The following is a 25,905-nucleotide window of genomic DNA, read 5'->3' on the forward strand; positions in this document are numbered from 1 at the left end:
CATCATCACTTGTATTTGTCATTGTTGTCATTGAAGATTTCTTTTTGTTCTATTCGGGCGTTGAGTAAAGACCACTCCGGAAACGTGTTCAATAATGCTAATGTATCCTCTAAGCTAAAGTCAGGTTTAGTTGGATATAGTTTTTCAATGATTTTTTTGATTAATAAAAAGTCTTCAGGTGTGTCCACAGTCCATCTATGCTGTTTCTGATTTTCGGTATAGGTGATATTAGCCAATTTGAACCGGCCGGGATTCAGGAAAATAAAGGGTGTCACGTGTTCCCGTTCATGTTCAAGACTGGACTCGGCATGAGCCTTCTCTAACGACGAAGCTGAAAAAACTTCTATATCCATACCGCGGGGATATGTTCTATTTAAAGTGTTAGACACATAATCATATTGGCCATTTGAATCTAGGTAAAATTTAATTACTCTGTCAATGACACGATGATCTATAATAGGGCAGTCAGAGGTTAAGCGGACGATCGTTTCCGCTTTGCTTATTTTTGCAGCTTCGTAGTATCTTGATAAGACATCGTTTTCTGACCCACAATAATAAGTAAGAGATAATCTCTTACTTAGCTCAACAATTGGTTTATCCATCGCATTTGTCGTTGTGGCGATCACAATATCATCAATAAGTGCCGCTCTTTTTATTCTTTCAATTTGATATTCAAGCAGAGGTTTATTCAGAACTTTTTTTAATACTTTGCCTGGCAATCTGCTGGACCCCATCCGTGCTTGGATAATAGCCGTTACTTTCAACTGATCACCTCCTACGAATAAAAATCTACTACTTTTTTTAATGCTTTGATCACGTCATCTGCATCTTTTTCGTTCATTGATTGAAACAGAGGTAAGGTGATAATTCCTTTATAAAGATTTTCTGCATTTGGACATAGGCCGGCTTGATAACCTAAACGCTGATAGTAAGGGTGTAAATAAACAGGTATATAGTGAACATTAACTCCTATATTTTCCTGTTGCATAGCGTTAAAAATATCATCGCGATTTCCTTTTAGCTGATCCAGCTTTAAGTTGATAATATAAAGGTGCCAGCTTGAGGTTGAGGCTGTATCTTGACTTGGCAGATGAATGTGGGAGATGGTTTTTAACTTTTCGTTATAGATCCTGGCAAGATGATTTCGTGTTTCAATAAAATCATCTACTTTTTTCAATTGGCTGATCCCTAATGAAGCTTGGATATCTGTCATCCGATAATTAAAACCAAGGAAGTGCATTTCATAGTACCACGATCCGTGGTCTTGTGATAATTTTTTAGAATCACGGATTATACCGTGACTGCGGAATTGGAGCAGCTTCTCATAATAAGTTCTATTATTCGTCGTTATCATTCCGCCCTCGCCTGTTGTAATATGTTTAACAGGGTGGAAACTAAACATTGTCATATCACTGATTGAACCGATTTTTTCACCTTTATATGAAGCGCCTAATGCATGTGCAGCATCTTCAATGACGATCAAGTTATTGGCTTTTGCGATTTTTTGAATCCGATCGTGATTCACCGGCTGTCCTGTGAAGTCTACTGGTATAATGGCCTTTGTTTTTGGAGTGATCAGCTTTTCGATAGAATCAGGGTCGATATTGTATGTGAGCGGGTCAATATCTGCGAAAACCGGTTTGGCGCCCATGTACAAAATACAATTGGCGCTTGCCGCAAATGTGATGGGTGTAGTAATGACTTCATCTCCCTGTGAAATTCCCGCAGCAAAGCAAGCTGCATGCAAAGCAGCAGTTCCGCTGGAAAATGAAACAGCATAGCTGCTGCCAGCATATTCAGCGACTTTTTGTTCGAATAAGTCAATTGTTGGTCCCGTCGTCAAATAGTCTCCTCGTAAAACATCGACTACCGATTGGATATCTTCTTCATCCAGCCATTGTCTGCCGTATGGAAGATAAGAATCTCTGACGGGCTTACCGCCTGTAATTGCCAATTTATTCTCACTTGTCATATTCAATTCTCCTATTAAATAAGATTCGTGCCCTTAATCCATTCTTCTGTTTTTCTTATTCCTTCCTCCAAACTAACCTGCGGGCTCCAATTAAGGATTTTCTTTGCTTTTTCGTAGTTGCATAACAATTTTGGAATTTCACTTTGAGGATGTATGTGCGCTACATGGCGAATGTTTTGTTTATCGCCTGCGATTAATTCTGCTAAATCATTAATAGAGATATCTCTTCCAAGGCCTGCGTTTATAATTTCACCGTTAGCTTTTGGGGAATAACCCGCCTGCACGACGAAATTGGCACAATCCTCTACATATAAAAGATCACGGGTTTGAGTGCCATCACCATATATATGCAGCTTTTTGCCGTCCAATTTATTTTTTATAAAAATAGCGACTACTCCGCCTTCACCACCTGTTTTCTGGAAAGGCCCATACGTATTAAACGGACGTATAACCACCGCTGGGAGACCATACGCGTGATAATAAGAGAGCACCATGTTTTCAGCCGCGATCTTTGCTCCTGCATAAGGAGAAGCGGGTTTAATAGGATCTGTTTCTTTGATGCCTTCAGCAAATGCAGCTCGGTCGTACACCATACAGGTACTCATAAAAACAACTTTCACATTATGCTTTTTACATAATTCTAAAATGTTAAAAGTACCGATTGTGTCATTTGCAAATGTGGTTTTCGGATCGTCAATGCTGTCTTGTACGTTTATGCTTGCACCCAAATGATAGCAAATGTCAAATTGTTTCAAGAAAAGATCTTCTAATGTGTTTAAATCCTTTATATCTCCATTAATAAACTCGATAAAACCCGGGGCGTTTTTTAGCTCTTCGAGATTTTCTAAACGCCCATTCGATAAATCATCCAGCACCCATACTTGATGACCGTCTTCTAATAACTTTTTCACAACCCATCTGCCAATAAAACCTGCTCCGCCGGTAACGAGAATATTCATGCCCATCTTCCTTCCCAGATTAAATTAGTTTTTGCGATTGTAATAATGTAAGGACTTCTCCTTTTGAAATTTGCTCCTGATCATTTGAACTATAGGTTCCTTCAGCTGCTTTTTTTGCTTGAGTATAATGATTTCTTTTCCCAAATGTTGAAGGGATCACAAACATTTCAGGCAGCTCAAAAGCCATTGTCGATTCATCATGCGTCATAAGTTCTTCATACATTTTTTCTCCGGGCCGCAGCCCGATTTCTTGTATTTCAATTTCATTAATATTCAAATTGTGTTTTTTGCATGTTTCTTCAACAACGACTGACACTAAGTCGCTCAGTGAGATAACCGGCATTTTTAATATGAAAATTTCTCCGCCCTGAGATTCTTTAAGCGCGCTAATTAATAATGACGTCGCCTGATCCAGTGTCATCATAAAGCGGTTCATGTTTAAATCCGTAACAGTCACTTTTTTTTGCTTTAAGATTTGTTCTGTAAACAAGGGAACTACGGAACCCCTTGAACCCATTACATTTCCAAACCGAACACAAGAAAAAACCGTCTCGGCTTTTCCTTTGCTGTACTCTGCTGCGGAAATTAACCTTTCAGCTGTGAGTTTTGTTGCTCCATATGCATTCGTTGGTGATATTGCCTTATCTGAACTTGTAAAAACGACTTTTTTCACGTTTTGGGCAACGGCTGCTTTAATGACATTATTGGTTCCTATAATATTTGTCAGGACCGCTTCATAGGGATTGTATTCGCAAGCGGGAACATGCTTCATGGCAGCAGTATGGAAGACGTAGTCAATGCTGTCCATTGCATTTAACACCCGGTCATAATCTCGCACATCTCCTATTAAAAATCTAATATCCTTTCTGGGCCCGATTTCGTTTTCTAGCATAAATTGTTTATATTCATCCCTGCTGAATATTCGAACAACCTTTGGTTGGTCCTTAAGAATTTGTTTTAGTAGGCTTTTTCCAATCGTACCTGTTCCGCCAATTATGAGTATTTTTTTATCTTTGAAAAACACAAGTAACCCACTTCCTTTTTCTTGAATGGATAAAACAATGTCGGTTATTGGAGTATATGCTTGTTAGATAACTCTGTGTTTGCTCTAGCCTATTTGGATTCAACTATTATTTTGTCAATGGTGCGGCAGTAACAGTAGATCCTGTCGGCCGGAGAAAACAGTCTTTCTCTTAAGAATGAAATGGAGAGATTGCAGGGGAGAAACATCCTGATTGGAGAGCGTGTCATGGAGGAATGGCGATAACGCAGAGATACATAATAAAAAGGCATGAGCCCGGTTCATTCAATACCAAACTCATGCCTTTGCTATTTGTGTCTATCTTTTTGAATCTCTATTCGAACACCGGATCATCCTCATAATAGTAAGAATCCGGATCTTCATACGTATTGGTGTTTTCAAAAGCGGCTATGCCGATGATCACCAGCATGAAAATGACTAAAATGATCCCGATCAGGCCAGTGACAATGCTGGATGCTGCGTAAAACAGCTGCATTTTAATAAATTTCCCGTAATTCTCAAGCATGTTTTCACCAGCAGTGCCGGTAAGATTTCCTTCAGCTTCCGCGGCTGCTTTTGCTGAACGCATCAGAAAGACGCCTGAAATAATCAGCAGTACGCCCGGAATGGCGCCGATCACTGTCATCAAAGCAGACAGAGTGAGCAGCGAGCCCATAATGATCAGCAAAATGCCTGAAATTTTGCCCCACTTGGCAATGTCTGATAGCGACTTGACAGCAGAGGCGCTCAGCTGGCGGCTCTCACTTTCCGCAGGCACAACCTCCTGTTCTGCGGCACTGCTTTCTTCATTATGATGTTCAATCTCGTTTTCATCTTTATCCAGACTAATCATGACAGCTCTCTCCCTAAAATTTTTAAATCGTATCTTTTGCCGTCCATTTCGGCAATGCCGGGGAATAGGCCCCATTCTGCAAACCCGTGCTTTTCAAACAGCTTCAGGCTTGGTTTATTATGTCCGAAAATGAAGGCCATAAGTGAGCGGATTCCAAGATTCGGCGCAATGCGAAGCGCTTCTTGGAGCAAATACGATCCGACGCCTTTGCCGCGGCATGCTTCGTCAATGTATATGCTGACTTCCGCTGTTTTATTATAGGCGGGTCTTCCGTAAAATGTTTCAAAGCTGATCCAGGCAGCAACGTTCCCGTTTTCGTCCTCGGCAACATAGAGCGGACGTGCCTCTGTATGCCCCAAAAACCATTCCATCCGGTCTTCAAGTGTTACCGGCTCGGTATCGGCTGTTACCATTCGAGAAGTAATCGTTGAATTATAAATCGCAACAACTGCCTCCAGATCTTTATGTTCAGCAAGACGCAATGTCATGTTCATAAGTATTTGGCACTCCTCTCAAAAAAAATGACATATTTTCGTATCAGTCTGCGCAAACTACATCTAAAAAAGTTTTTTGTATAGGTGTATATATTTTCAGAAAAGTGTTCAGAATGTTGCTGAGGTGATGAAACAATGAGAGAGGAAGAAAAGAAAACTTCTCAAGTCAAAAAACTTCAGCAGTTTTTTCGTAAACGCTGGGTGTTCCCTGCAATTTACTTAGTCAGTGCGGCCGTCATTTTAACAGCTGTCCTTTGGTATCAATCTGTATCAAATGATGATGTAAAGGATCAGTTGGCTGATAACGGCGGAAACTCCGCATATGACAACAACGACGATGCAGTTGAAGTAGGAAAGTCAATGGAAAATGTCGCAATGCCGGTTGTTGATTCTGAAAACGTTTCTGTTGTGAAAAAGTTCTATGAAACCGATGCCGCAAAAGAAGAGAAAGAAGCAGCACTCGTTACCTATAATAACACGTACAGCCTAAGCAAAGGAATTGACTTAGCTGAGAAAGACGGAAAAGATTTCGATGTTTCTGCTTCTCTGAGCGGTACGGTTGTCAAAGCTGAAAAAGATCCAGTGCTGGGATATGTTGTAGAAGTTGAACATGCCGACGGCTTATCAACTGTATATCAATCTCTTTCTGAAGTAAGTGTTGAGCAAGGTGACAAGGTGAAACAAAACCAAGTGATCGGAAAGTCTGGCAAGAACCTTTACAGCGAAGACAGCGGAAACCACGTGCATTTTGAAATCCGTAAAGACGGAGTCGCTATGAACCCGCTGAACTTTATGGACAAGCCGGTTTCTTCTATTGAAAAAGCAGCAGCTGCTGAAGAAAAAGCTGCAACTGAAGAAACAGAAGAATCCATTCAGCAATCTTCCGAGAAAAAGGATGGATCAACTGAAAAAGGAACAGAAGAAAAATCCGGTGAGAAAAAGGATGATTCAACTGACAAATCTGGTTCCAAAGAAAGCAGCACAACAGAAGACACTGAACAGTCTTAATGAAGAAAACGTCTATCCGTGTGATGGGCGTTTTTTTTGTTACTTTTTGCTTTGTTTCACCGTCTATGTAGTTACACAAAGGCAAGTATGTTATAAAGGAGGTTATGTCATGAACCGCCTATTGCTCGCAGGATGGACCTTTTTTATTCTGCTCTCTGTCTGTACGGAAAGCTTCAGCGGCATGGTCGTATCGCAAACGGTGGCTTTTCATTTTCAGCCGCACCCTGATCTGTCTCAGTTTTTAGACATGGATTTTACTGAGCTTGCTGTACCTGTAGCGCTTATTCAAAAAATCGGGCACGCGTTTTCCTTCTTTGTGCTGACATATTTGCTGTGGAAACAGCGGGGCAGCATAAAATCAGCTGCAGCCGGCTCGTTTGCGTTTGCTTTTTTCACAGAAGTTCTTCAGCTCTTCTTCAGCAGGAACGGATGTATTCGGGATGTGCTCATCGATACTGTTGGAATTGTATTGTTTTGTGGTTTATATGTGTTGGCGAAGCGGAGAAAACATGAGATGTACGAAAAATTTTAAAGCCGGCTGTCTTGGATTCAGACGCCGGCTTTTGTCTTTTCTAGAAATTTTGATCGGTTGGTTTTTTCGTCAGTTTATTAATGATGGCTTCATAGATTTTCACAATCAAATCGACGAATGGGCGAAGCAGATCTGAAAATCTAAAGAATAGGAACCCGATAATGATGGCGACAACAAGGCTGCCTAATACATCTACCGGATAGTGATGCCCTACCCAAATTCTCGAAAAGCCTGTCAAAAGCCCGAAAATAACAAGGGGCCAGCCGATTTTGCGGTTTCTGAAAAGCATCGCAATAGAAATTGCTAACGCACCTGTTGTGTGGTCACTCGGAAATGATGCATCCGCATCATGCGGAATCAGCGTATGCACTGTGTGCGCAACGAACGGGCGCGGTTCGAAATAAACTTGCGTAATCAAAAAGTTGATGACGAGACCCGCAATTCCTGTAAGGCCCGCGTAAAGCACATTTTTTCTGCTTTGCGTGTTCCCGAACAGCCAGATTGCCAATAGGATAAGGGCATAGGCGACAATGGCATATTCCGTTATGAAGACCATAATAGAATCGAGAACCGAATTGTGATGAGATAGTCCATGAATAGCTTTAAAAATTTCGTAATTCAAATAATCACCTTTTACATTTTTAATAATAGACTCATTATACTCATAAAAAGTTTCAAATCAAAAAAGACTTTGCCAAAATGCGTGACGCTTGAAGAGAATTCGAAGGAGAGACAGCGTTTCTGGGGGTTTTTTCTATACGCAAAAAAAGAGATCCGGAATTCCGAATCTCTTCTAAACGATTATAGTGCTTCAGGTCCTTCCTCGCCGGTGCGGATGTTGATCGTATTGCTGATTTCATAGACAAATATTTTTCCGTCACCAGGTGATCCTGTTTTCAGGACCCTTTTAGCGGTCTCAGTCACTTGATCAACAGGAACTTTGCTGACCACGATTTCAATTTTTAAACGTTCATATACATTGCTTTCTATTTTTACCCCTCGATAGAGCTCCGTATGTGCTTTTTGAAGGCCGCAGCCGTGAACATTGGAGAAGGTCAGAGAGGTGACCCCGATTTTTCCGAGTTCCTGCTTCAGCTTTTCAAAATTTGCCGGACGCGTTACAATTTCTACCTTGAACATTTGACCGCTCATAGCGTCACTCCTCACATAGAATCTTGATATGCTTTTTCCCCGTGCATCGTTAAGTCAAGCCCAAGTGATTCTTCTTCTTCGGTTGCGCGAAGGGGAAGGAAGAGGCCTACAATTTTAATAATAACGAAAGTGACAATAAATACAAAAACATAAGTGGCGGCGATGGCTACGATTTGTTTCCAGATTAAGCTTGCATCTCCGTAGAATAAGCCGTCCGCACCCGCTGAATTAACAGAGGTTGTCGCGAATAATCCTGTTGCGATTCCGCCCCATGTGCCGCCGATGCCGTGCAGGCCAAAGGCGTCGAGCGCGTCATCGTATCCGAATTTCTTTTTAAGTGAGAATACACCCCAGAAACAAACCGCTCCGCCAATGATGCCGATTATAATGGAAGAGAACGGTGTGACAAATCCGGCAGCCGGCGTAATCGCCACAAGCCCGGCGATTGCGCCGGATACCGCTCCGAGCATCGTCGGTTTTTTGTTAATGATCCATTCTACTAAGATCCAGCCGGCAATCCCAGCTGCTGCGGCAGTGTTTGTGTTGATGAAAGCGTACATGGCCACACCGTCTAAGGTCAGGGCGCTGCCGACGTTAAAACCGAACCAGCCGAACCAAATCAAAGCCCCGCCTAAGAATGTGTAAATGAGGTTGTGCGGAGAAGACGCTGTACCGTCTTTCCGTTTGCCGAGCACAATAGCGAGAACAAGGCCTGCCACACCGGAGGAAATATGAACAACGTTGCCGCCGGCGAAATCGAGCGCGCCAAGCTGGCCGATCCAGCCGCCGCCCCATACCCAGTGCGCAACCGGCGTGTAAACCAAAGAAGCCCATAAAACCGAGAATAAAAGAAAAGCGCCGAATCGCATTCGCTCTGCGAAAGCCCCGGAAATAATTGCTGTTGTCAGAACAGCGAACGTCATTTGGAACATCATAAACAATGAGTGGGGAATGGTATCGCTATAATCTCCCGGATCAAATCCAACCCCTTTCAGACCAGCCCACTCTAGTCCGCCAATGATTGAATTGCCTGGTGCGAAGGCAAGTGTATATCCGAACAGCACCCAAACGATGGAAACGATGGCAATGGAAGAGAAACTGTGCATTGCAGTGCTCAGCACATTTTTGCTTTTTACCATTCCTCCATAAAATAACGCTAATCCCGGGGTCATCAGCCACACGAGTAAAGCGCAAAAGAACATAAAAACTGTATCGCCCATTTGCATGTCTCATTCCTCCGTATCTTTCAGAATTATTATATTTCTTCATTATAGAGAAAAAAGAATGATAAAACATTTTCATGTAAGATTTCCTAACATGGTTTTTTAGGGAATGTTATCGAGGGATGTAAAGAATGGAAAACGGCATTTTTTTGCGATATAAGACTTTATATCTATAAAAGAAGCTGTTCATATGAGCAGAAAAGAGAATTGACAATTATTAGAATGTTTTATACTGTATTAAGTGTACTAACTCAAATAATACACTAGGGGGAGATGCGTTATGAATAAAGGGGGCAGGCTAAGGAGAGCGGTAAGTAAATCGATTCCGGCGACGTTCCGATTGTTTTTAGCCTTTAATTTTTTCGTGTACGGCCTGGCGAAAGTGGTGATAGGCCAGTTTGGCGAAGTGACGCCTGAAATTGAGGCAGCCGCTGGAAAGGGGTTTACCATTGTGTGGACATTTTTCGGTTATTCTCATGTTTACGAATTGTTTATAGGTTTCGGTGAAATCCTTGCAGCTGTTTTATTACTGATTCCGAGAACATCTGCATTAGGGGCAGTTGTTTTTATGCCGATTATTGTGAACATCGTCTTGATTAACTATTGTTTTAATATTGGTGTGCAGGATCTTAGCACGATATTAATGGTCATGTGTCTCATCCTGCTTTGGGTGGACCGCCGCAAATTCATGGGCATTTTCAGACAGGAGCCGTTAAACGGCGGGCAGGTGATGAAGCGATGACACCCCTTATGATTACAGTGCTTGCCGGTCTGTTCGTATGTACGACCTGTTACTATTACATAAAAGAAAAATCATAAGAAAAGCGCTCCTTCTGAGAATTTCACAACCATACTAAAAGAACTTAGGCAGAGTAAAATAAGCAATGTGAGAAACACTAACAGCATCAGGAGGAGACGTATGATGAATACACTCAACATTGATTTTCAAAAAACAGCATTGGTTATCATTGATTTGCAAAAAGGAATTGTGCCGATAGATCAAAGCGGACAGGTTGTCCCAAATGCGAAAAAGCTCGTAGATGAATTTCGGAAACATAACGGGTTCATCAGCTTTGTGAATGTAGCCTTTCATGACGGAGCGGATGCGCTGAAGCCGCAAACAGATGAGCCTGCGCAGGGAGGTTCAGGGGAAATGCCTGCGGATTGGGCCGAATTTGTTCCGGAAATCGGTGTGCAGGATGGAGATTACACTGTAACAAAACGGCAGTGGGGTGCATTCTTCGGCACGGATTTAGATTTACAGCTGAGGCGCCGCGGCATTGACACGATTGTATTGTGCGGCATCGCGACGAACATCGGGGTGGAAAGCACAGCACGCGAGGCATTCCAGCTTGGCTATCAGCAGATTTTTATTACAGATGCCATGTCCACGTTCAGCCAGGAAGAGCATGAAGCCACACTGCGCTTTATTTTTCCGAGAATCGGTAAATCGCGGACAATGGAAGAATTTCTAGCGCAAGTGAAATGATGATATCGAAAAAAAGCCGTGCTGTTTTTTTAACAGCGGTGGCTTCGGGAACGATGCTGAATCCGCTGAATTCGTCTATGATTTCTCTTGCGCTCCATAGCATCCAGCATGAGTTTCACCTGTCGTTTACAACGGTTTCCTGGCTGATTTCCTCGTTTTACCTGGCAAGTGCCGTGGCTCAGCCCGTAACGGGAAAGCTCGGCGATTTGATCGGGCGGAAACGCTTGTTTTTATTTGGGCTCATTCTTGTTGCGGTTTCTGCCATCGGAGCACCGTTTGCGCCAACGTTTATGACATTATTGATCATGCGGCTGTTTCAATCGGTAGGGAGCAGTGCGATTTATCCGTCGGGAGTCGGGCTGATTCGAAGTCATATTCATGAGCGGCAGGCATCAGCCTTGGCTGTGCTCTCTATTTTTGCGTCTGCCATGACGGCGCTCGGGCCGACAGTCGGCGGTTTTTTGATTGTGTGGGGCGGCTGGCCGGCGATCTTTATCGTCAATTTGCCGTTTATTATCCTCAGCTTCTTATTGGGCATGTATATGTTCCCGAAAGATCAGAAAAAAGGGGCAGGAATCAAAACAATTATCCGGCAGCTCGACATTCTTGGCATTGTTTTATTTGCCGGAGGAATCATTTTGCTTCTATCCTTTCTGCTTTCGTTCAGCACGTCGCCGCATGCGGTTGAGGGTGTGCTTGGGGTGCTTCTGCTCGGTGCTTTTGTCTGGCGTGAGCTGAAAACGGATAAACCGTTCATTGATGTCCGTCTGTTTAAAACGCAGCGAAACCTGTCAGCCGTATATGTTCAGTTTATTTTACTGAATGTTTTCTTCTATTGTTTATTTTTTGGGCTACCGAGTTATTTTCAAGACGAAATGCATCTTTCTGTTCAAATGAGCGGTCTGTTTATGCTGTTTATGTCAGGGATGAGCATCGTTGTGTCACCTATTACGGGCAAATGGATCGACCGATCAGGCGTCGTCAAGCCGATCTTTGCGGGCGCGCTTTTGATGACGGCTGGAGCCGTACTCTTAACCATCTTTTTTATCAATGCTCAGGTCATCGGGAAAGGCTTTATACTGTCAATCTTGGGTATAGGGTACGGACTTGGAAATGTCGCGCTGCAGGCAGCAATGCTCAAAACGAGTCCTTCTAACATGGTAGGGACGACTTCAGGGCTGTTTCAAACCTGCCGTTACTTAGGGTCGATTTTGTCTTCGGTGATCCTTGGTCTTCTTTTTGGAAAGGAAATCACGGCAGCCCATTTTGATATGATGGGAATCATCATGATCATAGCGGGCGGAGCGAGCCTGTTTATGGCTGTGAGATTTGCTGCATTAATGAAAACTGCATCATGAGAAAAAGAGACAGACACTGCGTCTGTCTCTTTTTCTTGTTTAGACTGTTCAAATAGAAACGGGAAAATTGTATATCATAGCCAATGTTATTGTCTGACTTTTTAGTTATATTAAGTGACATCGAATGTCAGAAGACTGAACATATGACATAAAACAGACAATATTGAAAGGGGAGCCGGCTATGAAATTTAAAGAGAGCCAGCATCAATCCAACAAACTGAGCAATGAAGATCTGCTGCCTTTAGGACAGGAAAAACGGACATGGAAAGCAATGAACTTTGCCTCTATTTGGATGGGATGTATACATAATATACCGACCTACGCGACGGTGGGCGGGTTAATTGCGATCGGTCTTTCGCCTTGGCAGGTGCTGGCGATCATTATTACGGCATCGCTTATCTTGTTTGGCGCTCTGGCCTTAAACGGCCATGCAGGGACAAAATACGGGCTGCCGTTTCCAGTGATCATCCGGGCTTCTTACGGAATATACGGCGCGAATATCCCTGCGCTTCTAAGGGCGTTTACAGCGATCATGTGGCTTGGCATTCAGACCTTTGCGGGAAGCACGGCACTGAACATTCTGCTTTTGAATATATGGCCGGGCTGGGGAGAAATTGGCGGCGGATGGAACATTCTCGGCATTCACTTGTCAGGTTTGCTTTCTTTTATATTCTTTTGGGCCATTCATTTACTAGTATTGCATCACGGCATGGAATCGATTAAGCGTTTTGAGGTGTGGGCAGGTCCTTTAGTGTATGTCGTCTTTGGCGGCATGGTATGGTGGGCCGTCGATATTGCCGGAGGGTTGGGGCCAATTTATTCTCAGCCAGGAAAGTTCCATACATTTTCAGAAACATTCTGGCCGTTTGCTGCCGGGGTTACCGGCATCATCGGCATCTGGGCGACATTGATCTTAAATATCCCTGATTTCACACGGTTTGCTGAAACGCAAAAAGAGCAAATCAAAGGGCAATTTTACGGTTTGCCGGGAACCTTCGCGCTGTTTGCGTTTGCCAGTATTACTGTGACTTCCGGTTCACAGGTCGCTTTCGGCGAGCCGATTTGGGATGTTGTCGATATTTTGGCGAGGTTTGATAACCCTTATGTCATCGTATTGTCCGTGATTACGCTCTGCATCGCCACGATCTCTGTAAACGTCGCCGCGAACATCGTATCGCCGGCTTATGATATAGCGAATGCCCTGCCGAAATATATCAATTTCAAACGCGGCAGTTTTATCACTGCGTTGCTCGCTTTATTTACGGTTCCGTGGAAGCTGATGGAGAGCGCGACAAGCGTATATGCGTTTCTCGGCTTAATTGGAGGCATGCTTGGTCCGGTGGCAGGCGTGATGATGGCTGATTACTTTATCATTCGCAAACGGGAGCTCTCGGTAGATGACCTGTATTCCGAAACAGGGCGTTATGTGTATTTTAAAGGCTATAATTACCGTGCATTTGCAGCCACGATTTTGGGTGCGCTGATTTCACTGATTGGCATGTATGTTCCTGCATTAAAAAGCTTATACGATATTTCCTGGTTTGTCGGTGTGCTGATTTCATTTCTTTTCTATATTGTTCTGATGCGTGTTCACCCGCCGGCTTCATCCGTGATTGACACGTTTGAATCTGGGCAGGTTCGTCAGGCTGAATAAGATCTATCTCACGGTATATTTTCATATTTTTGAAATGGTTTTCCATAAATAGAACATTTATAATTGTTTTAGAAATCTATTCTAAAACGAAATGGGAATCGAATATGAGAAAATGGTATTTTATTCTTTTGGCAGGTGTGTTAACGTCCGTCATCCTTGCCTTTGTTTTTGATAAGACAAAAGCGAATGAGGAAGAGCAAGGGAACTGCATCTATGTTTCGCCAGAGGGCAGTGATCAAAATGAAGGCACGAAGGATAAGCCGTTTCGTACACTGGCACATGCTTCAGAGGAGGCTGCCGCCGGCACAACCGTCATGATTCGAGAAGGCACGTATCATGAAACCCTTGAGGTAAAGCACAGCGGTACGGACGGAAAGCCTATCACGTTCCGAAACTATAAAAATGAAAAAGTCGTGATTAGCGGAGGATCCGTTGCGGACGCAGAATATGAGACACCGCTCATTCATATTCACGATAAACATGACATTGCCATCAGCGGTTTAACGATTCAAAATCTTACTGTTTCATCTGAGGAAGCAACTGCTATGGGGATTTATGTATCAGGCTCCAGCAGTCATATTGCCATTAAGAACAATCATGTCCGGGATATTAAGACAACAGCAGATGAAGGAAATGCCCACGGAATCGCAGTCTATGGAACTGGCAGCATGAAAGACATTCAAATCAAGGACAATACGGTTGAGAATCTGACGCTTGGAGCAAGTGAAGCGGTTGTGCTAAACGGAAATATTGACGGCTTCACCGTTGCGGGCAATGTGGTCCGCAACAATAACAACATCGGGATTGACCTTATCGGTTATGAGGGAACCGCGGACAAAAACGATTACGTGCGAAATGGAGTCGTAGAAAACAATACGATTTATCAAAACTCGACTTACGGAAACCCTGCTTATGGAGATGATTACTCAGCAGGCGGGATTTATGTCGATGGCGGACACAGCATCGAGATTAAGAAAAACACAGTTTACGATAACGATATTGGGATTGAAGCAACGTCTGAGCATAAAGGGAAATATGCAAATGCTATTCAGATTACAGATAACAAAGTGTACAACAATGCTTACACCGGTATTTCAATCGGAGGATACGACAAAAAGCGGGGCGGCACCAGCAATTCTCTGATTGCACACAACATTATGTACCGGAATGACACAAAGGGGCTGTATGGCGGACAGCTGCTGTTGCAGTACGATACGAAAAACAACACAATCGAAAAGAATATTTTGACGGGCAGTGATTCCAGATTATTTATCGGAAACGATTTTACTGCAAATGAAGGTAATACAGTCAATCATAACGTGTACCATAAGGAAGCGGATCAAGACGGTATATGGATGTGGAAAAAGAATGAATACGATTCATTTTCGTCGTATCGAAAAGCAACAAATAACGATCAGCAATCCATTTATGCCGATCCGATGTATCGTGATGAAGATTCCTATGACTTTACGTTAGATCCTGATTCACCTGCGCGGCCGGTCATTGAATAATATGCCATTAGCGGCGTTCTCTTCCGTTCAACGGAGCAGGACGCCGCTTTTTATATGCAAAAAAAGACTGCCGGCATCTCCCGGCAGTCTGAGCGTTATTCTGCAATAGACACTTTTCCTTCAGCCTCAGCAGGTTTTTTCTGGCTCCACGCATAGAGAAGCAGAGCAATCAGAACGAACAGCCCCGCTGATAAATAAATGGCAGAGAAGCCGGCAGATGCTACAAACAATCCGAATACATACGACCCTACAGCAATTCCGCTGTCAAAGAAGGTAAAGAACGTTGCCGTCGCAAAACCTGAGCGGTGAGCCGGAGATTTCTGGATCGCCAATGTTTGCATGCAAGGAACGATTGATCCGTATCCGAGACCGATAACCGCTCCTGAAAGCAGAAGCATCAAGCCGCTATGTGTGAAGGACAGCATGCAGAGCCCCACTGAGAAAATCAAGATTGATGGGTAAATGACAATGCCCGGTCCGACTTTGTCGAACAATTTTCCTGTGAATGGGCGTGCAATCATCATTGTCACCGCAAAGCAAACAAAGAAATATCCGCTAATATTCGAAAGATCAACTGATTTGGCGAATACAGACAAATACGCTGTGACAGTTGAATAACAGAAAGAAATAAATAAACCGACCGTCGCAATCTTAAGTGCGCCTTTTTCAAACATATCCGAGAACGAAAAACGAAATACAGTTGTGCCGCTGTCTTGGTTTTGAGGCACCTTTATCAAGAACGAAACAAGTAAGCCTGCAACCATAAACAGCGCAAAGGCTGTAAAGAATACAGAGAAGCTTACGACCTTCATCAAATTCAGTCCAAGGAAAGGCCCGATTGCCATGGCGAGGTTCATAGACATGGCAAAGTATCCAAGCCCTTCACCGCGGCGTTTGGCCGGAATAATGTCCGCTGCAATTGCACCTGTTACAGTCGTTAAAATGCTGAACCAAATCCCTTGGAAGAACCGCAAGCCAAGCAGTAAGTAAAAGTTATGAATGGGCATATACAGAAAAGATGAAAGGGCGAATAAAGCCATTGATACAATCGCCATTCTTTTCTTGCCGAAACGCTCAACGATGGCTCCGGAGAAAGGCCGTGTAATGATTGCTGACAGAAGGAACAGGCTGATTAAAAGCCCGCCTTGTGATTCTGTGCCGCCAAGCTCTTGAAGCGTATAGATCGGCAGTACAGTTAAAAATGTATAAAAGAACACAAACACAAATAAATTGACAAGCAGGACCATAATAAAATCCTTGGTCCATATCGCATCCGCTTTTTTCAAATGTATGTCACTTCCTTATTTTCATTGTTGTAAAAACATGCGAAATAAATGAGAAAAAGCTTCCTTATCTTCATCCCGGAAATCTGCAAGCAGTTCTTCCTCGAATTTCAGCATTTTCACATTGATTTCTTCGTATTTTTTCTCGGCTTCTTTTGTGAGGACAACAAGTTTTTCCCGTTTGTCTTCACCTTGCCGTCTCTGAACCCAGCCGTTTTCCTCCAGGCGTTTGATCGTCCGTGTTACAGTCGGCGCCTCCACATTTAAATAGGACCAAATCTCTTTTTGAGTCATTGGTCCGATCGTACGCAAACAATATAAAACTGACCATTGAGATGAATAAAGGCCGAATGGCTCCAGCTGTTCATTGGCTTTCTTGGCAATCAGGCGGGCGCTTTGGTTGATTTGATGAATGAGGTGTCTGTTGACGTAGGTCATTTCGGTCTCCTTCTAAAAAACTTACCTAAGTAACTAATTGCTTTTTTTATTTTACAGGAGCGCTGAATGGATGTAAAGATAAAAATTTAGTGACGCGAAATAGTTTGCCGAAGCTGAAAAAGTTCGATTCACCCCTTGTCCTTATTGAGTTTTTAGCATATTCCCAAAAGAATGCTAATACACTGTTACAAACCTAACAAAGAGAGTGTTTGAGGTGAGGGATCGTGGGCACATTTCACAAACTTACTTTTAAAACCATACAACGAAGAAGCGGCATAATGAATGACTCTTTACAGAATACGGATCTCATTTCACACTTCTCACATCCATTTTAGGGAGGTCGAGTGGTGTGCACGATTACATCAAAGAGCGAACAATCAAGATAGGGAAGTACATCGTGGAGACAAAGAAAACCGTTCGTGTCATTGCGAAGGAATTTGGTGTTTCCAAAAGTACAGTACACAAGGATTTAACAGAGCGTCTGCCTGAAATTAACCCTGACTTGGCAAACGAAGTGAAAGAAATACTCGATTATCATAAATCCATCAGGCATTTAAGAGGAGGAGAAGCGACAAAACTCAAATATAAAAAAGATGAAATTCTCGAAGGAGAGCCTGTTCAGCAATCATAATCAACTGCTATCATCAACTGGCATTGTCTTCTTGAAATCGTTCATAAAACATCCGCAAAAAATTGTAAAGAACTTAATGCGCTTCCAACTTTTTTTCTATATTTTATGATAATATATATAATTAGGGCACAATGTGGATATTTACTGTGAAACAGATTTTCAAGGAGGATATAAATAGATGTTTGCAAGGGATATTGGTATTGACCTCGGTACTGCAAATGTACTGATCCATGTTAAAGGTAAAGGAATTGTTCTGAATGAACCTTCCGTAGTAGCACTTGATAAAAACAGCGGCAAAGTGCTGGCGGTTGGCGAAGAGGCAAGACGAATGGTTGGACGTACACCTGGGAATATTGTTGCGATTCGCCCGCTGAAAGACGGAGTTATTGCTGATTTTGAAGTAACAGAAGCAATGCTGAAGCATTTTATTAACAAGCTGAATGTAAAGGGCTTGTTCTCAAAACCGCGCATGCTCATTTGCTGCCCGACGAATATTACATCCGTTGAGCAAAAAGCAATCAAAGAAGCTGCAGAAAAAAGCGGCGGTAAACATGTATACCTTGAAGAAGAACCTAAAGTTGCCGCTATCGGCGCGGGTATGGAAATATTCCAGCCAAGCGGTAACATGGTTGTAGACATCGGAGGCGGGACGACGGATATCGCGGTTATTTCAATGGGCGATATTGTCACCTCCTCTTCTATTAAAATGGCTGGGGACAAGTTTGACATGGAAATCTTAAATTACATCAAACGCGAGTACAAGCTGCTGATCGGCGAACGTACTGCGGAAGATATTAAGATTAAAGTCGCAACGGTTTTCCCAGACGCACGTCACGAAGAAATTTCCATTCGTGGACGGGACATGGTTTCCGGTCTTCCAAGAACAATTACAGTAAACAGTAAAGAAGTTGAAGAAGCCCTTCGTGAATCTGTCGCTGTTATTGTGCAGGCTGCGAAACAAGTGCTTGAAAGAACACCGCCTGAACTTTCCGCTGATATTATTGACCGCGGCGTTATTATTACTGGCGGAGGCGCACTCTTAAACGGCCTTGACCAGCTGCTTGCTGAAGAGCTGAAGGTACCGGTCCTCGTCGCTGAAAATCCTATGGATTGCGTAGCCATCGGCACAGGTGTCATGCTTGATAATATGGACAAGCTTCCTAAACGCAAACTAAGCTGATTTCACAAACCTCATTCTGAAAAAGAATGGGGTTTTTTTATGAAAAAGCCTTCACGAATGGATAATATATGACGATAATAGGATAAAATACTGATTTTTATCATAGAACGAACGTTCCTATATGACAACTGGAAAAAATGCCATTTTAGAGGTGGGAAATTTGTTAAAAGGATTATATACAGCAACATCCGCAATGATTGCCCAGCAGCGAAGAACGGAAATGCTTTCAAATAATATTGCAAATGCAAATACATCCGGATATAAAGCAGATCAAGGCTCCATGCGCGCGTTCCCTGAGATGCTGCTCAGCAGAATAGAATCAAAATCTCCGGCCGGAACAACGAGGACGGAAGTCGGTTCCGTGAATACCGGTGTGTATATGCAGGAACTTAAGCCTCTTTTCACACAGGGAAGCCTGAAGTCCACAGATCAGCCTACAGATATCACATTGGTTGAAAATCAAGTTCCGGTTCATGCGGAAACCAATGAAAACGCGGCTCTTTTTTATCCGGTTCAGACAGCGGACGGAATCCGTTATTCAAAAAGCAGCACATTTTCACTAAATGAGAATAATCAGCTGACGATCAACGGAAATCCTATTTTATCAACGGATGGCCAGCCAATCACTGTGGATAATGAAAATTTTACTGTATCTGAAAACGGTACTGTGACAACGAACGGACGGACAGCCGGCCAGATTGATGTCAGAATGGCGGAGGATGTCCGCAATCTGAAACGGGACGGAAATAACTTGTACAGCACCGCGGACGGCAATGATCTGCCAAGCGCAGCTGATAATAACCAGGTATCCTATTCATTAAAACAAGGCGTTTCTGAGCTTTCAAACGTGGATGTGACAAGCGCCTATACAGAAATGACTGAAGCGTACAGATCGTTTGAGGCCAATCAGAAGGTTATTCAAGCTTACGATAAAAGTATGGATAAAGCAGCTAATGAAATCGGAAAAATCTAAGATAACGGAAGAAAAAACGGGGGACATCAACTATGCTCAGGTCAATGCTAACGGCATCAACAACCTTAAACCAGCTGCAGCAGCAGATTGACACAATCAGCAGCAACCTTTCAAACAGCAACACAACCGGCTATAAGGCAAAAGATACGAATTTTTCTGAGCTAGTCAGACAGCAATTCGATCAGGTTGATGAAAAAAATGAGGAAGTGGCAAAAGCCCGAAAAACGCCGCCCGGCTTGCGCCTCGGCGTCGGAGCGATGATGAATTCACGCCTTGTATCTGATCAAGGAAGCATTCAGAAGACGGATCGCGATCTGGATATCGCGTTTACGTCTCCATACCAATATCTTCAGGTGAACGTGAATGGAAACCGGCAGTATACGAGAGACGGAGCGCTGTACTTAACGCCGTCAGCTGCGAATGCCAACCAGCTTCAGCTCGTTACTGGTAATGGAAATCCGGTGCTTGATGAAAACGGAAATACAGTCAACATCGACAGCTCAATGAAGAATATCACCATCAATAAAAACGGCACCTTAACCGCATCTGACGGAAACGCAGTCCAGCGGTTTAATCTCGGGGTTGTCCAAGTGAATAACCCTCAAGAACTGAAATCGGAAGGGAATAACCTATTCTCTATTGATAATGCGGCAGCTTTTGAAGAGCTGAATGGCGCGAATAGACAAAACATCGGCATGCAGCAGGGCTCGCTTGAGATGTCTAATGTCGATATTTCTGAACAAATGACAGATTTGATCACATCCCAGCGTTCATATCAGCTGAACAGCAGAACGATTACAATGGGAGATCAAATGCTCGGTTTAATTAATTCAGTCAGATAAAAAGAAATGGGCGTTTTCAATCAGCCGCGCATGATAAAAAAAGCGGCTTTTTCGAAATCGTCCTTTTTTTTGTAGTATTCCGTGATATCTTCTAAAAGCACCTCTAAATCCACCCACGCTTCAATTTTTTCTAATTCAAGCACATATTCAAGTAGCTGATCATAGGGGTCTTCAACTGATGTGTAGAGCGCTTCAAGCGTTTTTAATTTTAAGTAAATGGTTTGAATGTCTACCTTTTCAGATAATTCTTTCCCTTTTTCCAGGACGGCTTTCGCTTCTGTGACCTTTCCTGTTTTAAAAAGCGCTCTGACAGATTCGTACACACAATGCAGATACGAGACTGGAGAATTCGTTTCAAATTCTTGATTCTTTAATACCTTTTTAAAGTAAAGAAGCGCTTCCTGGTCTTTTTTTTCGGTTGCTTTTAAAAAGCCAAGGTTATAATAAGCGTGGCATAGCAGGTTTTCGTCATGTAATTGCTGGGTTTTCCTAATGATTTCTTTGAAAAGCTGTTCAGCTTTTTCGTAGCGCTCTTGATCAATATAATTAACGGCGAGCAAAAGCTTGCAGGTGATCACCTTTTTTATATAGCCGAATTGATGTAAATAGATGTGTAATGCTTTTTTGACGTATTGGATGGAAAGCGGCGGTGATTTCATCAAGTAATAGGCGCCGGCGGTTTGATAATATAAATCAGCGGCTTCAAACGTATTTTGAATGGCGGCCAGGTACTGTTCAGCTTTTTTAAAATGATTCACTGCATGTTTCGGAGCTGTTTTTACCATTTCGTATAATCCTGAGAAAAAATACAGATAATATTTCAATTCATCATCCATTTTGTCTTCCAGACCGTACAGATCATCGAACAATGAATCAAGTCCGTTCTGGTTTTCAAAAAGCAGCTGATGGCGGGCCTGAAACAATTGATAACGCATCCAAAGTTTTGTATTCTTTTTGAGCTTCGGAAGGTGCTGGTCAATTTTCTCTTTCAGTGTGCAAACGTGATTCATTTTGCGCTTGCTCATTGCGGAATACCACTCGTCTAACATGTTTTGCATCCTTTTTTCAATAAACTTCGAAATCATTTTCCTACCTCTTTGCTATTGGTAAAATCTATAATTATCATATCATAACTTTTGACGGCTCTCATTGACAGTTGGTTACATTTTAGCGCGGTTGAAAAAGAGATTAATTCATAATATACTTTTCAAATGTACAGATTGGATCTTTTATGATTGCTATACATACTAATGCAGATGAAGGAGATGTCAAGAGAATGCTTGATACTCAGCAAATTAAAGAAATTATTCCTCACCGTTATCCGTTTTTGCTTGTAGACCGGATTACGGAAGTTGAAGAGGGCAAACGGGCAAAAGGCTATAAAAATGTAACTGCTAATGAAGAGTTCTTTAACGGACATTTTCCACAGTATCCGGTAATGCCCGGCGTATTAATTGTAGAAGCGCTTGCTCAAGTCGGAGCTGTTGCGATGCTGATTAAAGAAGAAAACCGCGGCAGACTGGCGTTCTTTGCGGGCATTGACAATTGCCGGTTTAAAAAACAAGTCAAGCCTGGTGATCAGCTTCATCTTGAGGTTGAAATCACTCGTGCGCGCGGCACAATCGGGCGCGGAAAAGGTATTGCCACAGTTGATGGCGAAGTTGTTTGCGAAGTCGAACTGACTTTTGCTCTCGGAGAATAACTGAAATAAGGCAGATGGGCAGCGGCACATTTGTCTTTTTTCGTTCAAAACATGAAAAAAGCAGGTGATTGTATGTGGAAAGAATTTAAGGCCTTTGCCATGCGCGGGAACATTGTTGACCTCGCAATCGGTGTTGTAATAGGCGGCGCGTTCGGCAAGATTGTCACATCTCTAGTCAATGATATCATCATGCCTTTGGTGGGCTTGCTGCTGGGCGGGCTTGATTTTTCAGGCTTGTCGTTTACGTTTGGCGAAGCTGTAGTGAAGTACGGCAGCTTTATACAGACGATTGTAAACTTCTTAATTATATCGTTCTCCATTTTTATTGTTATTCGGACTTTGAATGGGTTGAGACGCAAAAAAGAAGCAGAGGAAGAGGCGGCGGAGGAAGCGCCGGATGCGCAAGAGGAGCTGCTGAAGGAAATCAGAGATCTGCTGAAGCAGCAAACAAGGTCGCCGGAATAAAAAAGACTGCCGTTTCCTAACGGCGGTCTTTTTTTATTTTCAATTCCTTTCACTTAATGCTGCGGGGTTTTCCGTTGTTTCAGCAAGATGAATAAGCATGGAAACAGAGGTGCCGGCTTCCGGAGTGCTGCTGATTTTCAACTCGCTTCCGCAAAAATGTTTCAGCCGCTGGTTGATATTTTTTAATCCGACGCTGCGGTCGAAACCCGAAGATAAGAGATCTTTTCGTTTTTCCGGAGCCATGCCGACACCGTTATCTTCTACTTTGATGTAATACTCGTTCCTGTTTTGTTTTTTAGCTGTCAGCTTGATCCATCCTCCGCCTCTTTTCTTGCTGACGCCGTGAAGAACGGCATTTTCCACCAAGGGCTGAATCATTAAAGGCGGAAGGATAAAGTCAATGTTATTGTCTATATCGAAAAAAACCTCAAGCCGATCGCCGAAGCGCGTCTTTTCTATGGAAAGATAGGAACTGATAATAGAAAGCTCATGTTTGAATGAACTGATGACTGATGTATTTTGGAAGTCGAAACTCATTCTTAAATAGTTGGTAAATTCCTCTGTTACCTCCCGCGCTTTTTCAATATCCAAATGACTGAGAGAAATGATCGTGTTTAATACATTGTAAAGAAAATGAGGCTTGATTTGCGATTGGAGAAATGCCATTTCCATTCTTGTGGCTTGATTTGCTGTATGTTTCATCATAATCAGGTTTTTGATACGCGCCATAAATTCAGAGTAATGATAAGGCTTTTGCAAAATGTCATTCGCTCCGGCATGAAAAGCCTTGTATTTGTCATGGCCGATAATGGCTGCTGTAATCATCAGAACCGGGAGATCAACCAGGCTGAATCGTTCGCGAATTCTCATACAGACTTCGAAACCGGTCATATCCGGCATCATCAAGTCCAGAATAACCAAATCAAGCTTCGTGCAAGAGACAACTTCTAATGCCTCCATTCCGTTTTTCGCAGCAATCACATTGTAGGGAACGCCTTCCAGCATATCGATTAAGATTTTTAAACTGTCGATGTTATCATCGACAATCAAAATCGTTGGCGCGTCAATTTTCTCAGAGTAATAAGGCGTGCTCATAGAGATATCTGACATATCTATCCCGGATTGTAAATCAGGAAGACCCTTCTTTGTTTCAGGTACAGGTTCATTTTGAGCAATCGGCAATGTGAAATGGAATGACGAACCTTTTCCCTCTTCCGATTCGACCCAAATGTCTCCGTTTTGTAGCTGAACCAGCTGTTTGACGATGCTTAGGCCAAGACCGGCTCCGTCGTCTTTATTTGTTTCGGCTTGCTGAAAAGACTCAAATATGGTTTGGCAATCGGCTTCTGAAATGCCGCTTCCGGTATCCGTTACTGTCACCTTGATCATGTTATCGTTCAGTCTTGAAGCAGAAAGTGTAATTTGGCCCTCCGTTGTATACTTGATTGCATTGTCTACTAGATTGGTTACAATTTGCCGAAAGCGGTTTTCATCTGTGAGTACCAAAGGAAGGCCGGCTGGAATATGATTTATAATGTTCAAGTTTTTATGTCTGGACAAGAGATTGTAGAAATTCATTTCCGAACAGATTAAAGTATAAATATCAACAGGAACCGGGTGAATCTGAAGCATGCCTTGCTTTAGGTTTTCTAAATCCAGAATGTCATGCACCAGATTGGACAGCCTGTAGCCCATGCGGATGACAAGCTGCATGTTTTCTTTCTCTTCTTCTATCGTTCTTTTTCCTTTGCCGGCCAGCAGCGTTTGGCATATATTAATAATGCTGTTCAGCGGTGTTTTGAATTCATGTGATGTTTTGGCAATAAATTCATCCTTTAGCCGGTCAATTCTGAGCAATTTCCACGACAGCACTTCATTTTCACGGAATGCTCCGGCAAATTGCTGCGCCATCAGCAGAACGATCGCCAGCAAAGCGATAACTGTTGGCAATGAATAAATCGAATTAAAGGAAAAAGCCGTTTTGCCGCTGTAAGCTGAAATGGTGGTTAAAATGACAAAAGCACTCATTGATATAGATGCAATAGTAAGATACAGACTTCCTTCCATTTTGCGGATCGCAGCAATCGTAAAAATATATGTAATATAAACCAGAGTTGAGACGGCTAGCACAGAATGTAAGATGTACGAGGCATGGCCGATAAAACCCACTGTTAAAAAATCTGTGATCAAGACCAGCCCGGAAGAAACAGTGGCAATGCGAATAAAACGCTTTGAAACAATCTCTCTGTAAGCAAAAAAGAGATAGAGAAAAACCGCAATGCTGACGAGCACTGTAGAGATTGCCCTCAATGAATTTAGCAGTGAAAATGAAATTGACGGAAAGAGGAGAAATATAATTCGCTCTTTTCCGATCATCAGAATAATGAACGAAAACAGAAGACACATAACAGAAAAAAACAACAAATGTTTATCTTTTTTTCTTTGCAGGAAAAAGCCCAGAAAATATAATCCGGTAATGAAAAAAGCTGTAATCATGATTGTATCATTAAGAAAGGAAATTTTGTTTTCCAGCACTATTTGCTCCTGGGTGCCAAAAGTAATTGGCTTTGCGATTCCCCATCCCGGCGTTTTTCCGAAGTTTGAAAATTGTACCACAAGTTCATTGTCACCCTTGTGAAGCGTAAAAAAGCTCGTATACGGTCTGTTTTGCGCCGTGAAATCAGGTTTATTTGAAGGGCTGCCGCTCTGTCCAATGGATTGTCCATTGAAATAGATGCGATTTGCACTGTAAATAAACGATGTGCTGATCCCAAAAAGCTGATTATCTTGATTTGATCTGATAATCAGCTTGTACGTTCCGTAATCCACATTGATGCCCTGTTTGGTCACCTTCACATTGCTGGGAACATCAACGAAGACGGGATCTTTTCCTTTTGCTGAAGAAATCTCTTTTGGTGACAGCAGCTGATTGGGATATAATGTCCACTTTCCATTCAGCTGTACATTTCCATCCTTCAGAAAATCCCAGTTTTCCAGATTCATGACTCCATGCCTTGCCGCAGGAAGTGTTGATCCCGAAAAATGGTCAATGCCTATAAAAATCATAAAGAAAGCGGCATAACCAAAAATAATCGAAATAAAAATGAATTTTTCTTTCATATCAGTGCTCCTTTATCCCAATAGGATTATTCTTAATTCCCATTT

Annotated in this window: 27 protein-coding genes and 1 pseudogene; 14 read left to right on the top strand and 14 right to left on the bottom strand. The window is 42.6% G+C overall.

What is annotated here, in order from left to right:
* Nucleotides 1–5: 5 nt before the first annotated feature.
* From KHQ79_RS05760 to KHQ79_RS05785, 6 genes are all read right to left on the bottom strand, one after another.
* Entirely contained in the window at nucleotides 6–764 is a 759-nt protein-coding gene (locus KHQ79_RS05760; RefSeq protein ID WP_225514368.1) for a cytidylyltransferase domain-containing protein, read from the bottom strand.
* 11 nt (nucleotides 765–775) lie between these two features.
* A complete protein-coding gene (gene pseC, locus KHQ79_RS05765; protein WP_225514369.1) occupies nucleotides 776–1,972 on the bottom strand; it encodes a UDP-4-amino-4,6-dideoxy-N-acetyl-beta-L-altrosamine transaminase in 1,197 nt (398 codons plus the stop codon).
* Nucleotides 1,973–1,986: 14 nt separating this feature from the next.
* The gene (locus KHQ79_RS05770; protein WP_060399681.1) at nucleotides 1,987–2,931 is read right to left on the bottom strand and encodes a dTDP-glucose 4,6-dehydratase; all 945 of its coding nucleotides are present in this window, start codon (nucleotides 2,929–2,931) and stop codon (nucleotides 1,987–1,989) included.
* A 19-nt stretch (nucleotides 2,932–2,950) separates the two neighbouring features.
* On the bottom strand, nucleotides 2,951–3,955 hold the full coding sequence (locus KHQ79_RS05775; protein ID WP_101501552.1) for an SDR family NAD(P)-dependent oxidoreductase: 1,005 nt from the start codon (nucleotides 3,953–3,955) through the stop codon (nucleotides 2,951–2,953).
* A gap of 331 nt (nucleotides 3,956–4,286) precedes the next feature.
* Nucleotides 4,287–4,805, bottom strand: a complete 519-nt coding sequence (locus KHQ79_RS05780) for a DUF5362 family protein (protein WP_225514371.1) — start codon at nucleotides 4,803–4,805, stop codon at nucleotides 4,287–4,289.
* Nucleotides 4,802–5,293 carry a GNAT family N-acetyltransferase gene (locus KHQ79_RS05785; RefSeq protein WP_080030786.1) on the bottom strand — a complete coding sequence of 164 codons (492 nt, stop codon included), beginning with the start codon at nucleotides 5,291–5,293 and terminating at the stop codon, nucleotides 4,802–4,804. The genes KHQ79_RS05780 and KHQ79_RS05785 overlap by 4 nt, the downstream gene beginning before the upstream one ends.
* A gap of 141 nt (nucleotides 5,294–5,434) precedes the next feature.
* Here KHQ79_RS05785 and spoIIQ point away from each other — a divergent pair, with 141 nt between their 5' ends.
* Nucleotides 5,435–6,307, top strand: a complete 873-nt coding sequence (spoIIQ, locus tag KHQ79_RS05790) for a stage II sporulation protein SpoIIQ (RefSeq protein WP_003235692.1) — start codon at nucleotides 5,435–5,437, stop codon at nucleotides 6,305–6,307.
* A 109-nt stretch (nucleotides 6,308–6,416) separates the two neighbouring features.
* Nucleotides 6,417–6,839 (top strand): VanZ family protein, encoded by a 423-nt coding sequence (locus KHQ79_RS05795; protein ID WP_225514373.1) that lies wholly within the window; start codon nucleotides 6,417–6,419, stop codon nucleotides 6,837–6,839.
* A gap of 40 nt (nucleotides 6,840–6,879) precedes the next feature.
* Here the strand turns inward: KHQ79_RS05795 and bcrC are convergent, their stop codons facing one another.
* The 3 genes from bcrC to amtB form a co-directional block, all read right to left on the bottom strand.
* Nucleotides 6,880–7,461 carry an undecaprenyl-diphosphate phosphatase BcrC gene (gene bcrC, locus KHQ79_RS05800; protein WP_060399677.1) on the bottom strand — a complete coding sequence of 194 codons (582 nt, stop codon included), beginning with the start codon at nucleotides 7,459–7,461 and terminating at the stop codon, nucleotides 6,880–6,882.
* A gap of 179 nt (nucleotides 7,462–7,640) precedes the next feature.
* Nucleotides 7,641–7,991: a P-II family nitrogen regulator gene (locus KHQ79_RS05805; protein WP_003221829.1), complete on the bottom strand. Its 351-nt coding sequence runs from the start codon at nucleotides 7,989–7,991 to the stop codon at nucleotides 7,641–7,643.
* Between the two features lie 11 nt (nucleotides 7,992–8,002).
* Nucleotides 8,003–9,217, bottom strand: coding sequence for an ammonium transporter AmtB (gene amtB / locus KHQ79_RS05810; RefSeq protein ID WP_003235687.1), 1,215 nt, complete (start codon nucleotides 9,215–9,217; stop codon nucleotides 8,003–8,005).
* Nucleotides 9,218–9,494: 277 nt separating this feature from the next.
* Between amtB and KHQ79_RS05815 the strand changes: the two genes are divergently transcribed.
* From KHQ79_RS05815 to KHQ79_RS05835, 5 genes are all read left to right on the top strand, one after another.
* Nucleotides 9,495–9,956 carry a hypothetical protein gene (locus tag KHQ79_RS05815; protein ID WP_225514375.1) on the top strand — a complete coding sequence of 154 codons (462 nt, stop codon included), beginning with the start codon at nucleotides 9,495–9,497 and terminating at the stop codon, nucleotides 9,954–9,956.
* A 177-nt stretch (nucleotides 9,957–10,133) separates the two neighbouring features.
* The gene (locus tag KHQ79_RS05820; protein ID WP_225514376.1) at nucleotides 10,134–10,703 is read left to right on the top strand and encodes a hydrolase; all 570 of its coding nucleotides are present in this window, start codon (nucleotides 10,134–10,136) and stop codon (nucleotides 10,701–10,703) included.
* Complete coding sequence (locus tag KHQ79_RS05825; protein ID WP_003235680.1) at nucleotides 10,703–12,061, top strand: MFS transporter; 1,359 nt, start codon at nucleotides 10,703–10,705, stop codon at nucleotides 12,059–12,061. Before KHQ79_RS05820 ends, KHQ79_RS05825 begins: the two co-directional genes overlap by 1 nt.
* Before the next feature lie 181 nt (nucleotides 12,062–12,242).
* Nucleotides 12,243–13,715 (top strand): allantoin permease, encoded by a 1,473-nt coding sequence (gene pucI, locus KHQ79_RS05830; protein WP_225514378.1) that lies wholly within the window; start codon nucleotides 12,243–12,245, stop codon nucleotides 13,713–13,715.
* Between the two features lie 104 nt (nucleotides 13,716–13,819).
* Nucleotides 13,820–15,226 carry a right-handed parallel beta-helix repeat-containing protein gene (locus KHQ79_RS05835; protein ID WP_225514380.1) on the top strand — a complete coding sequence of 469 codons (1,407 nt, stop codon included), beginning with the start codon at nucleotides 13,820–13,822 and terminating at the stop codon, nucleotides 15,224–15,226.
* 95 nt (nucleotides 15,227–15,321) lie between these two features.
* Here the strand turns inward: KHQ79_RS05835 and KHQ79_RS05840 are convergent, their stop codons facing one another.
* Both KHQ79_RS05840 and KHQ79_RS05845 read right to left on the bottom strand, forming a co-directional pair.
* Nucleotides 15,322–16,512, bottom strand: coding sequence for an MFS transporter (locus KHQ79_RS05840; RefSeq protein ID WP_019259691.1), 1,191 nt, complete (start codon nucleotides 16,510–16,512; stop codon nucleotides 15,322–15,324).
* 21 nt (nucleotides 16,513–16,533) lie between these two features.
* Nucleotides 16,534–16,947, bottom strand: coding sequence for a MarR family winged helix-turn-helix transcriptional regulator (locus tag KHQ79_RS05845; RefSeq protein ID WP_003235672.1), 414 nt, complete (start codon nucleotides 16,945–16,947; stop codon nucleotides 16,534–16,536).
* 224 nt (nucleotides 16,948–17,171) lie between these two features.
* On the opposite strand from KHQ79_RS05845, the gene KHQ79_RS05850 reads away from it, so the two are divergent.
* The 5 genes from KHQ79_RS05850 to flhP all read left to right on the top strand — a co-directional run bounded on the left by KHQ79_RS05850 (nucleotide 17,172) and on the right by flhP (nucleotide 20,573).
* Complete coding sequence (locus KHQ79_RS05850) at nucleotides 17,172–17,282, top strand: protein usd (RefSeq protein WP_080010888.1); 111 nt, start codon at nucleotides 17,172–17,174, stop codon at nucleotides 17,280–17,282.
* A 14-nt stretch (nucleotides 17,283–17,296) separates the two neighbouring features.
* The gene (gene spoIIID / locus KHQ79_RS05855) at nucleotides 17,297–17,578 is read left to right on the top strand and encodes a sporulation transcriptional regulator SpoIIID (protein ID WP_003221804.1); all 282 of its coding nucleotides are present in this window, start codon (nucleotides 17,297–17,299) and stop codon (nucleotides 17,576–17,578) included.
* 178 nt (nucleotides 17,579–17,756) lie between these two features.
* Complete coding sequence (gene mbl, locus KHQ79_RS05860; RefSeq protein ID WP_003227776.1) at nucleotides 17,757–18,758, top strand: cell shape-determining protein Mbl; 1,002 nt, start codon at nucleotides 17,757–17,759, stop codon at nucleotides 18,756–18,758.
* Nucleotides 18,759–18,918: 160 nt separating this feature from the next.
* Nucleotides 18,919–19,731 (top strand): flagellar hook-basal body complex protein FlhO, encoded by an 813-nt coding sequence (flhO, locus tag KHQ79_RS05865; protein WP_133486290.1) that lies wholly within the window; start codon nucleotides 18,919–18,921, stop codon nucleotides 19,729–19,731.
* A 32-nt stretch (nucleotides 19,732–19,763) separates the two neighbouring features.
* Nucleotides 19,764–20,573: a flagellar hook-basal body complex protein FlhP gene (flhP, locus tag KHQ79_RS05870; protein WP_225514381.1), complete on the top strand. Its 810-nt coding sequence runs from the start codon at nucleotides 19,764–19,766 to the stop codon at nucleotides 20,571–20,573.
* 20 nt (nucleotides 20,574–20,593) lie between these two features.
* Here flhP and rapD read toward each other — a convergent pair whose 3' ends face one another.
* Nucleotides 20,594–21,658, bottom strand: a complete 1,065-nt coding sequence (gene rapD, locus KHQ79_RS05875) for an aspartate phosphatase RapD (protein WP_225514383.1) — start codon at nucleotides 21,656–21,658, stop codon at nucleotides 20,594–20,596.
* Between the two features lie 191 nt (nucleotides 21,659–21,849).
* On the opposite strand from rapD, the gene fabZ reads away from it, so the two are divergent.
* Together fabZ and mscL are read left to right on the top strand one after the other, a co-directional pair.
* On the top strand, nucleotides 21,850–22,275 hold the full coding sequence (gene fabZ / locus KHQ79_RS05880) for a 3-hydroxyacyl-ACP dehydratase FabZ (protein WP_060399668.1): 426 nt from the start codon (nucleotides 21,850–21,852) through the stop codon (nucleotides 22,273–22,275).
* Nucleotides 22,276–22,347: 72 nt separating this feature from the next.
* Nucleotides 22,348–22,740: a large conductance mechanosensitive channel protein MscL gene (mscL, locus tag KHQ79_RS05885; protein WP_029316919.1), complete on the top strand. Its 393-nt coding sequence runs from the start codon at nucleotides 22,348–22,350 to the stop codon at nucleotides 22,738–22,740.
* A gap of 39 nt (nucleotides 22,741–22,779) precedes the next feature.
* Here mscL and KHQ79_RS05890 read toward each other — a convergent pair whose 3' ends face one another.
* The gene (locus KHQ79_RS05890; protein ID WP_309247426.1) at nucleotides 22,780–23,850 is read right to left on the bottom strand and encodes a response regulator; all 1,071 of its coding nucleotides are present in this window, start codon (nucleotides 23,848–23,850) and stop codon (nucleotides 22,780–22,782) included.
* Between the two features lie 72 nt (nucleotides 23,851–23,922).
* Nucleotides 23,923–25,860: pseudogene (locus KHQ79_RS05895) on the bottom strand (sensor histidine kinase); the annotation flags it as partial.
* Between the last annotated feature and the right edge of the window lie 45 nt (nucleotides 25,861–25,905).

Origin of the sequence: Bacillus sp. TSO22, from assembly GCF_020223595.1 — a bacterium.
Classification (GTDB): domain Bacteria; phylum Bacillota; class Bacilli; order Bacillales; family Bacillaceae; genus Bacillus; species Bacillus inaquosorum.

Excerpts from the sequence above, each read along its gene's own strand:
- pseC (WP_225514369.1), bottom strand. The coding sequence starts at position 1,972 with ATGACAAGTGAGAATAAATTGGCAATTACAGGCGGTAAGCCCGTCAGA.
- KHQ79_RS05770 (WP_060399681.1), bottom strand. The coding sequence starts at position 2,931 with ATGAATATTCTCGTTACCGGCGGAGCAGGTTTTATTGGCAGATGGGTT.
- KHQ79_RS05780 (WP_225514371.1), bottom strand. The coding sequence starts at position 4,805 with ATGATTAGTCTGGATAAAGATGAAAACGAGATTGAACATCATAATGAA.
- KHQ79_RS05785 (WP_080030786.1), bottom strand. The coding sequence starts at position 5,293 with ATGACATTGCGTCTTGCTGAACATAAAGATCTGGAGGCAGTTGTTGCG.
- spoIIQ (WP_003235692.1), top strand. The coding sequence starts at position 5,435 with ATGAGAGAGGAAGAAAAGAAAACTTCTCAAGTCAAAAAACTTCAGCAG.
- KHQ79_RS05795 (WP_225514373.1), top strand. The coding sequence starts at position 6,417 with ATGAACCGCCTATTGCTCGCAGGATGGACCTTTTTTATTCTGCTCTCT.
- KHQ79_RS05805 (WP_003221829.1), bottom strand. The coding sequence starts at position 7,991 with ATGAGCGGTCAAATGTTCAAGGTAGAAATTGTAACGCGTCCGGCAAAT.
- amtB (WP_003235687.1), bottom strand. The coding sequence starts at position 9,217 with ATGCAAATGGGCGATACAGTTTTTATGTTCTTTTGCGCTTTACTCGTG.
- KHQ79_RS05815 (WP_225514375.1), top strand. The coding sequence starts at position 9,495 with ATGAATAAAGGGGGCAGGCTAAGGAGAGCGGTAAGTAAATCGATTCCG.
- KHQ79_RS05820 (WP_225514376.1), top strand. The coding sequence starts at position 10,134 with ATGATGAATACACTCAACATTGATTTTCAAAAAACAGCATTGGTTATC.
- KHQ79_RS05825 (WP_003235680.1), top strand. The coding sequence starts at position 10,703 with ATGATATCGAAAAAAAGCCGTGCTGTTTTTTTAACAGCGGTGGCTTCG.
- pucI (WP_225514378.1), top strand. The coding sequence starts at position 12,243 with ATGAAATTTAAAGAGAGCCAGCATCAATCCAACAAACTGAGCAATGAA.
- KHQ79_RS05835 (WP_225514380.1), top strand. The coding sequence starts at position 13,820 with ATGAGAAAATGGTATTTTATTCTTTTGGCAGGTGTGTTAACGTCCGTC.
- KHQ79_RS05845 (WP_003235672.1), bottom strand. The coding sequence starts at position 16,947 with ATGACCTACGTCAACAGACACCTCATTCATCAAATCAACCAAAGCGCC.
- mbl (WP_003227776.1), top strand. The coding sequence starts at position 17,757 with ATGTTTGCAAGGGATATTGGTATTGACCTCGGTACTGCAAATGTACTG.
- flhP (WP_225514381.1), top strand. The coding sequence starts at position 19,764 with ATGCTCAGGTCAATGCTAACGGCATCAACAACCTTAAACCAGCTGCAG.
- rapD (WP_225514383.1), bottom strand. The coding sequence starts at position 21,658 with ATGATTTCGAAGTTTATTGAAAAAAGGATGCAAAACATGTTAGACGAG.
- fabZ (WP_060399668.1), top strand. The coding sequence starts at position 21,850 with ATGCTTGATACTCAGCAAATTAAAGAAATTATTCCTCACCGTTATCCG.
- mscL (WP_029316919.1), top strand. The coding sequence starts at position 22,348 with ATGTGGAAAGAATTTAAGGCCTTTGCCATGCGCGGGAACATTGTTGAC.
- KHQ79_RS05890 (WP_309247426.1), bottom strand. The coding sequence starts at position 23,850 with ATGTCAGATATCTCTATGAGCACGCCTTATTACTCTGAGAAAATTGAC.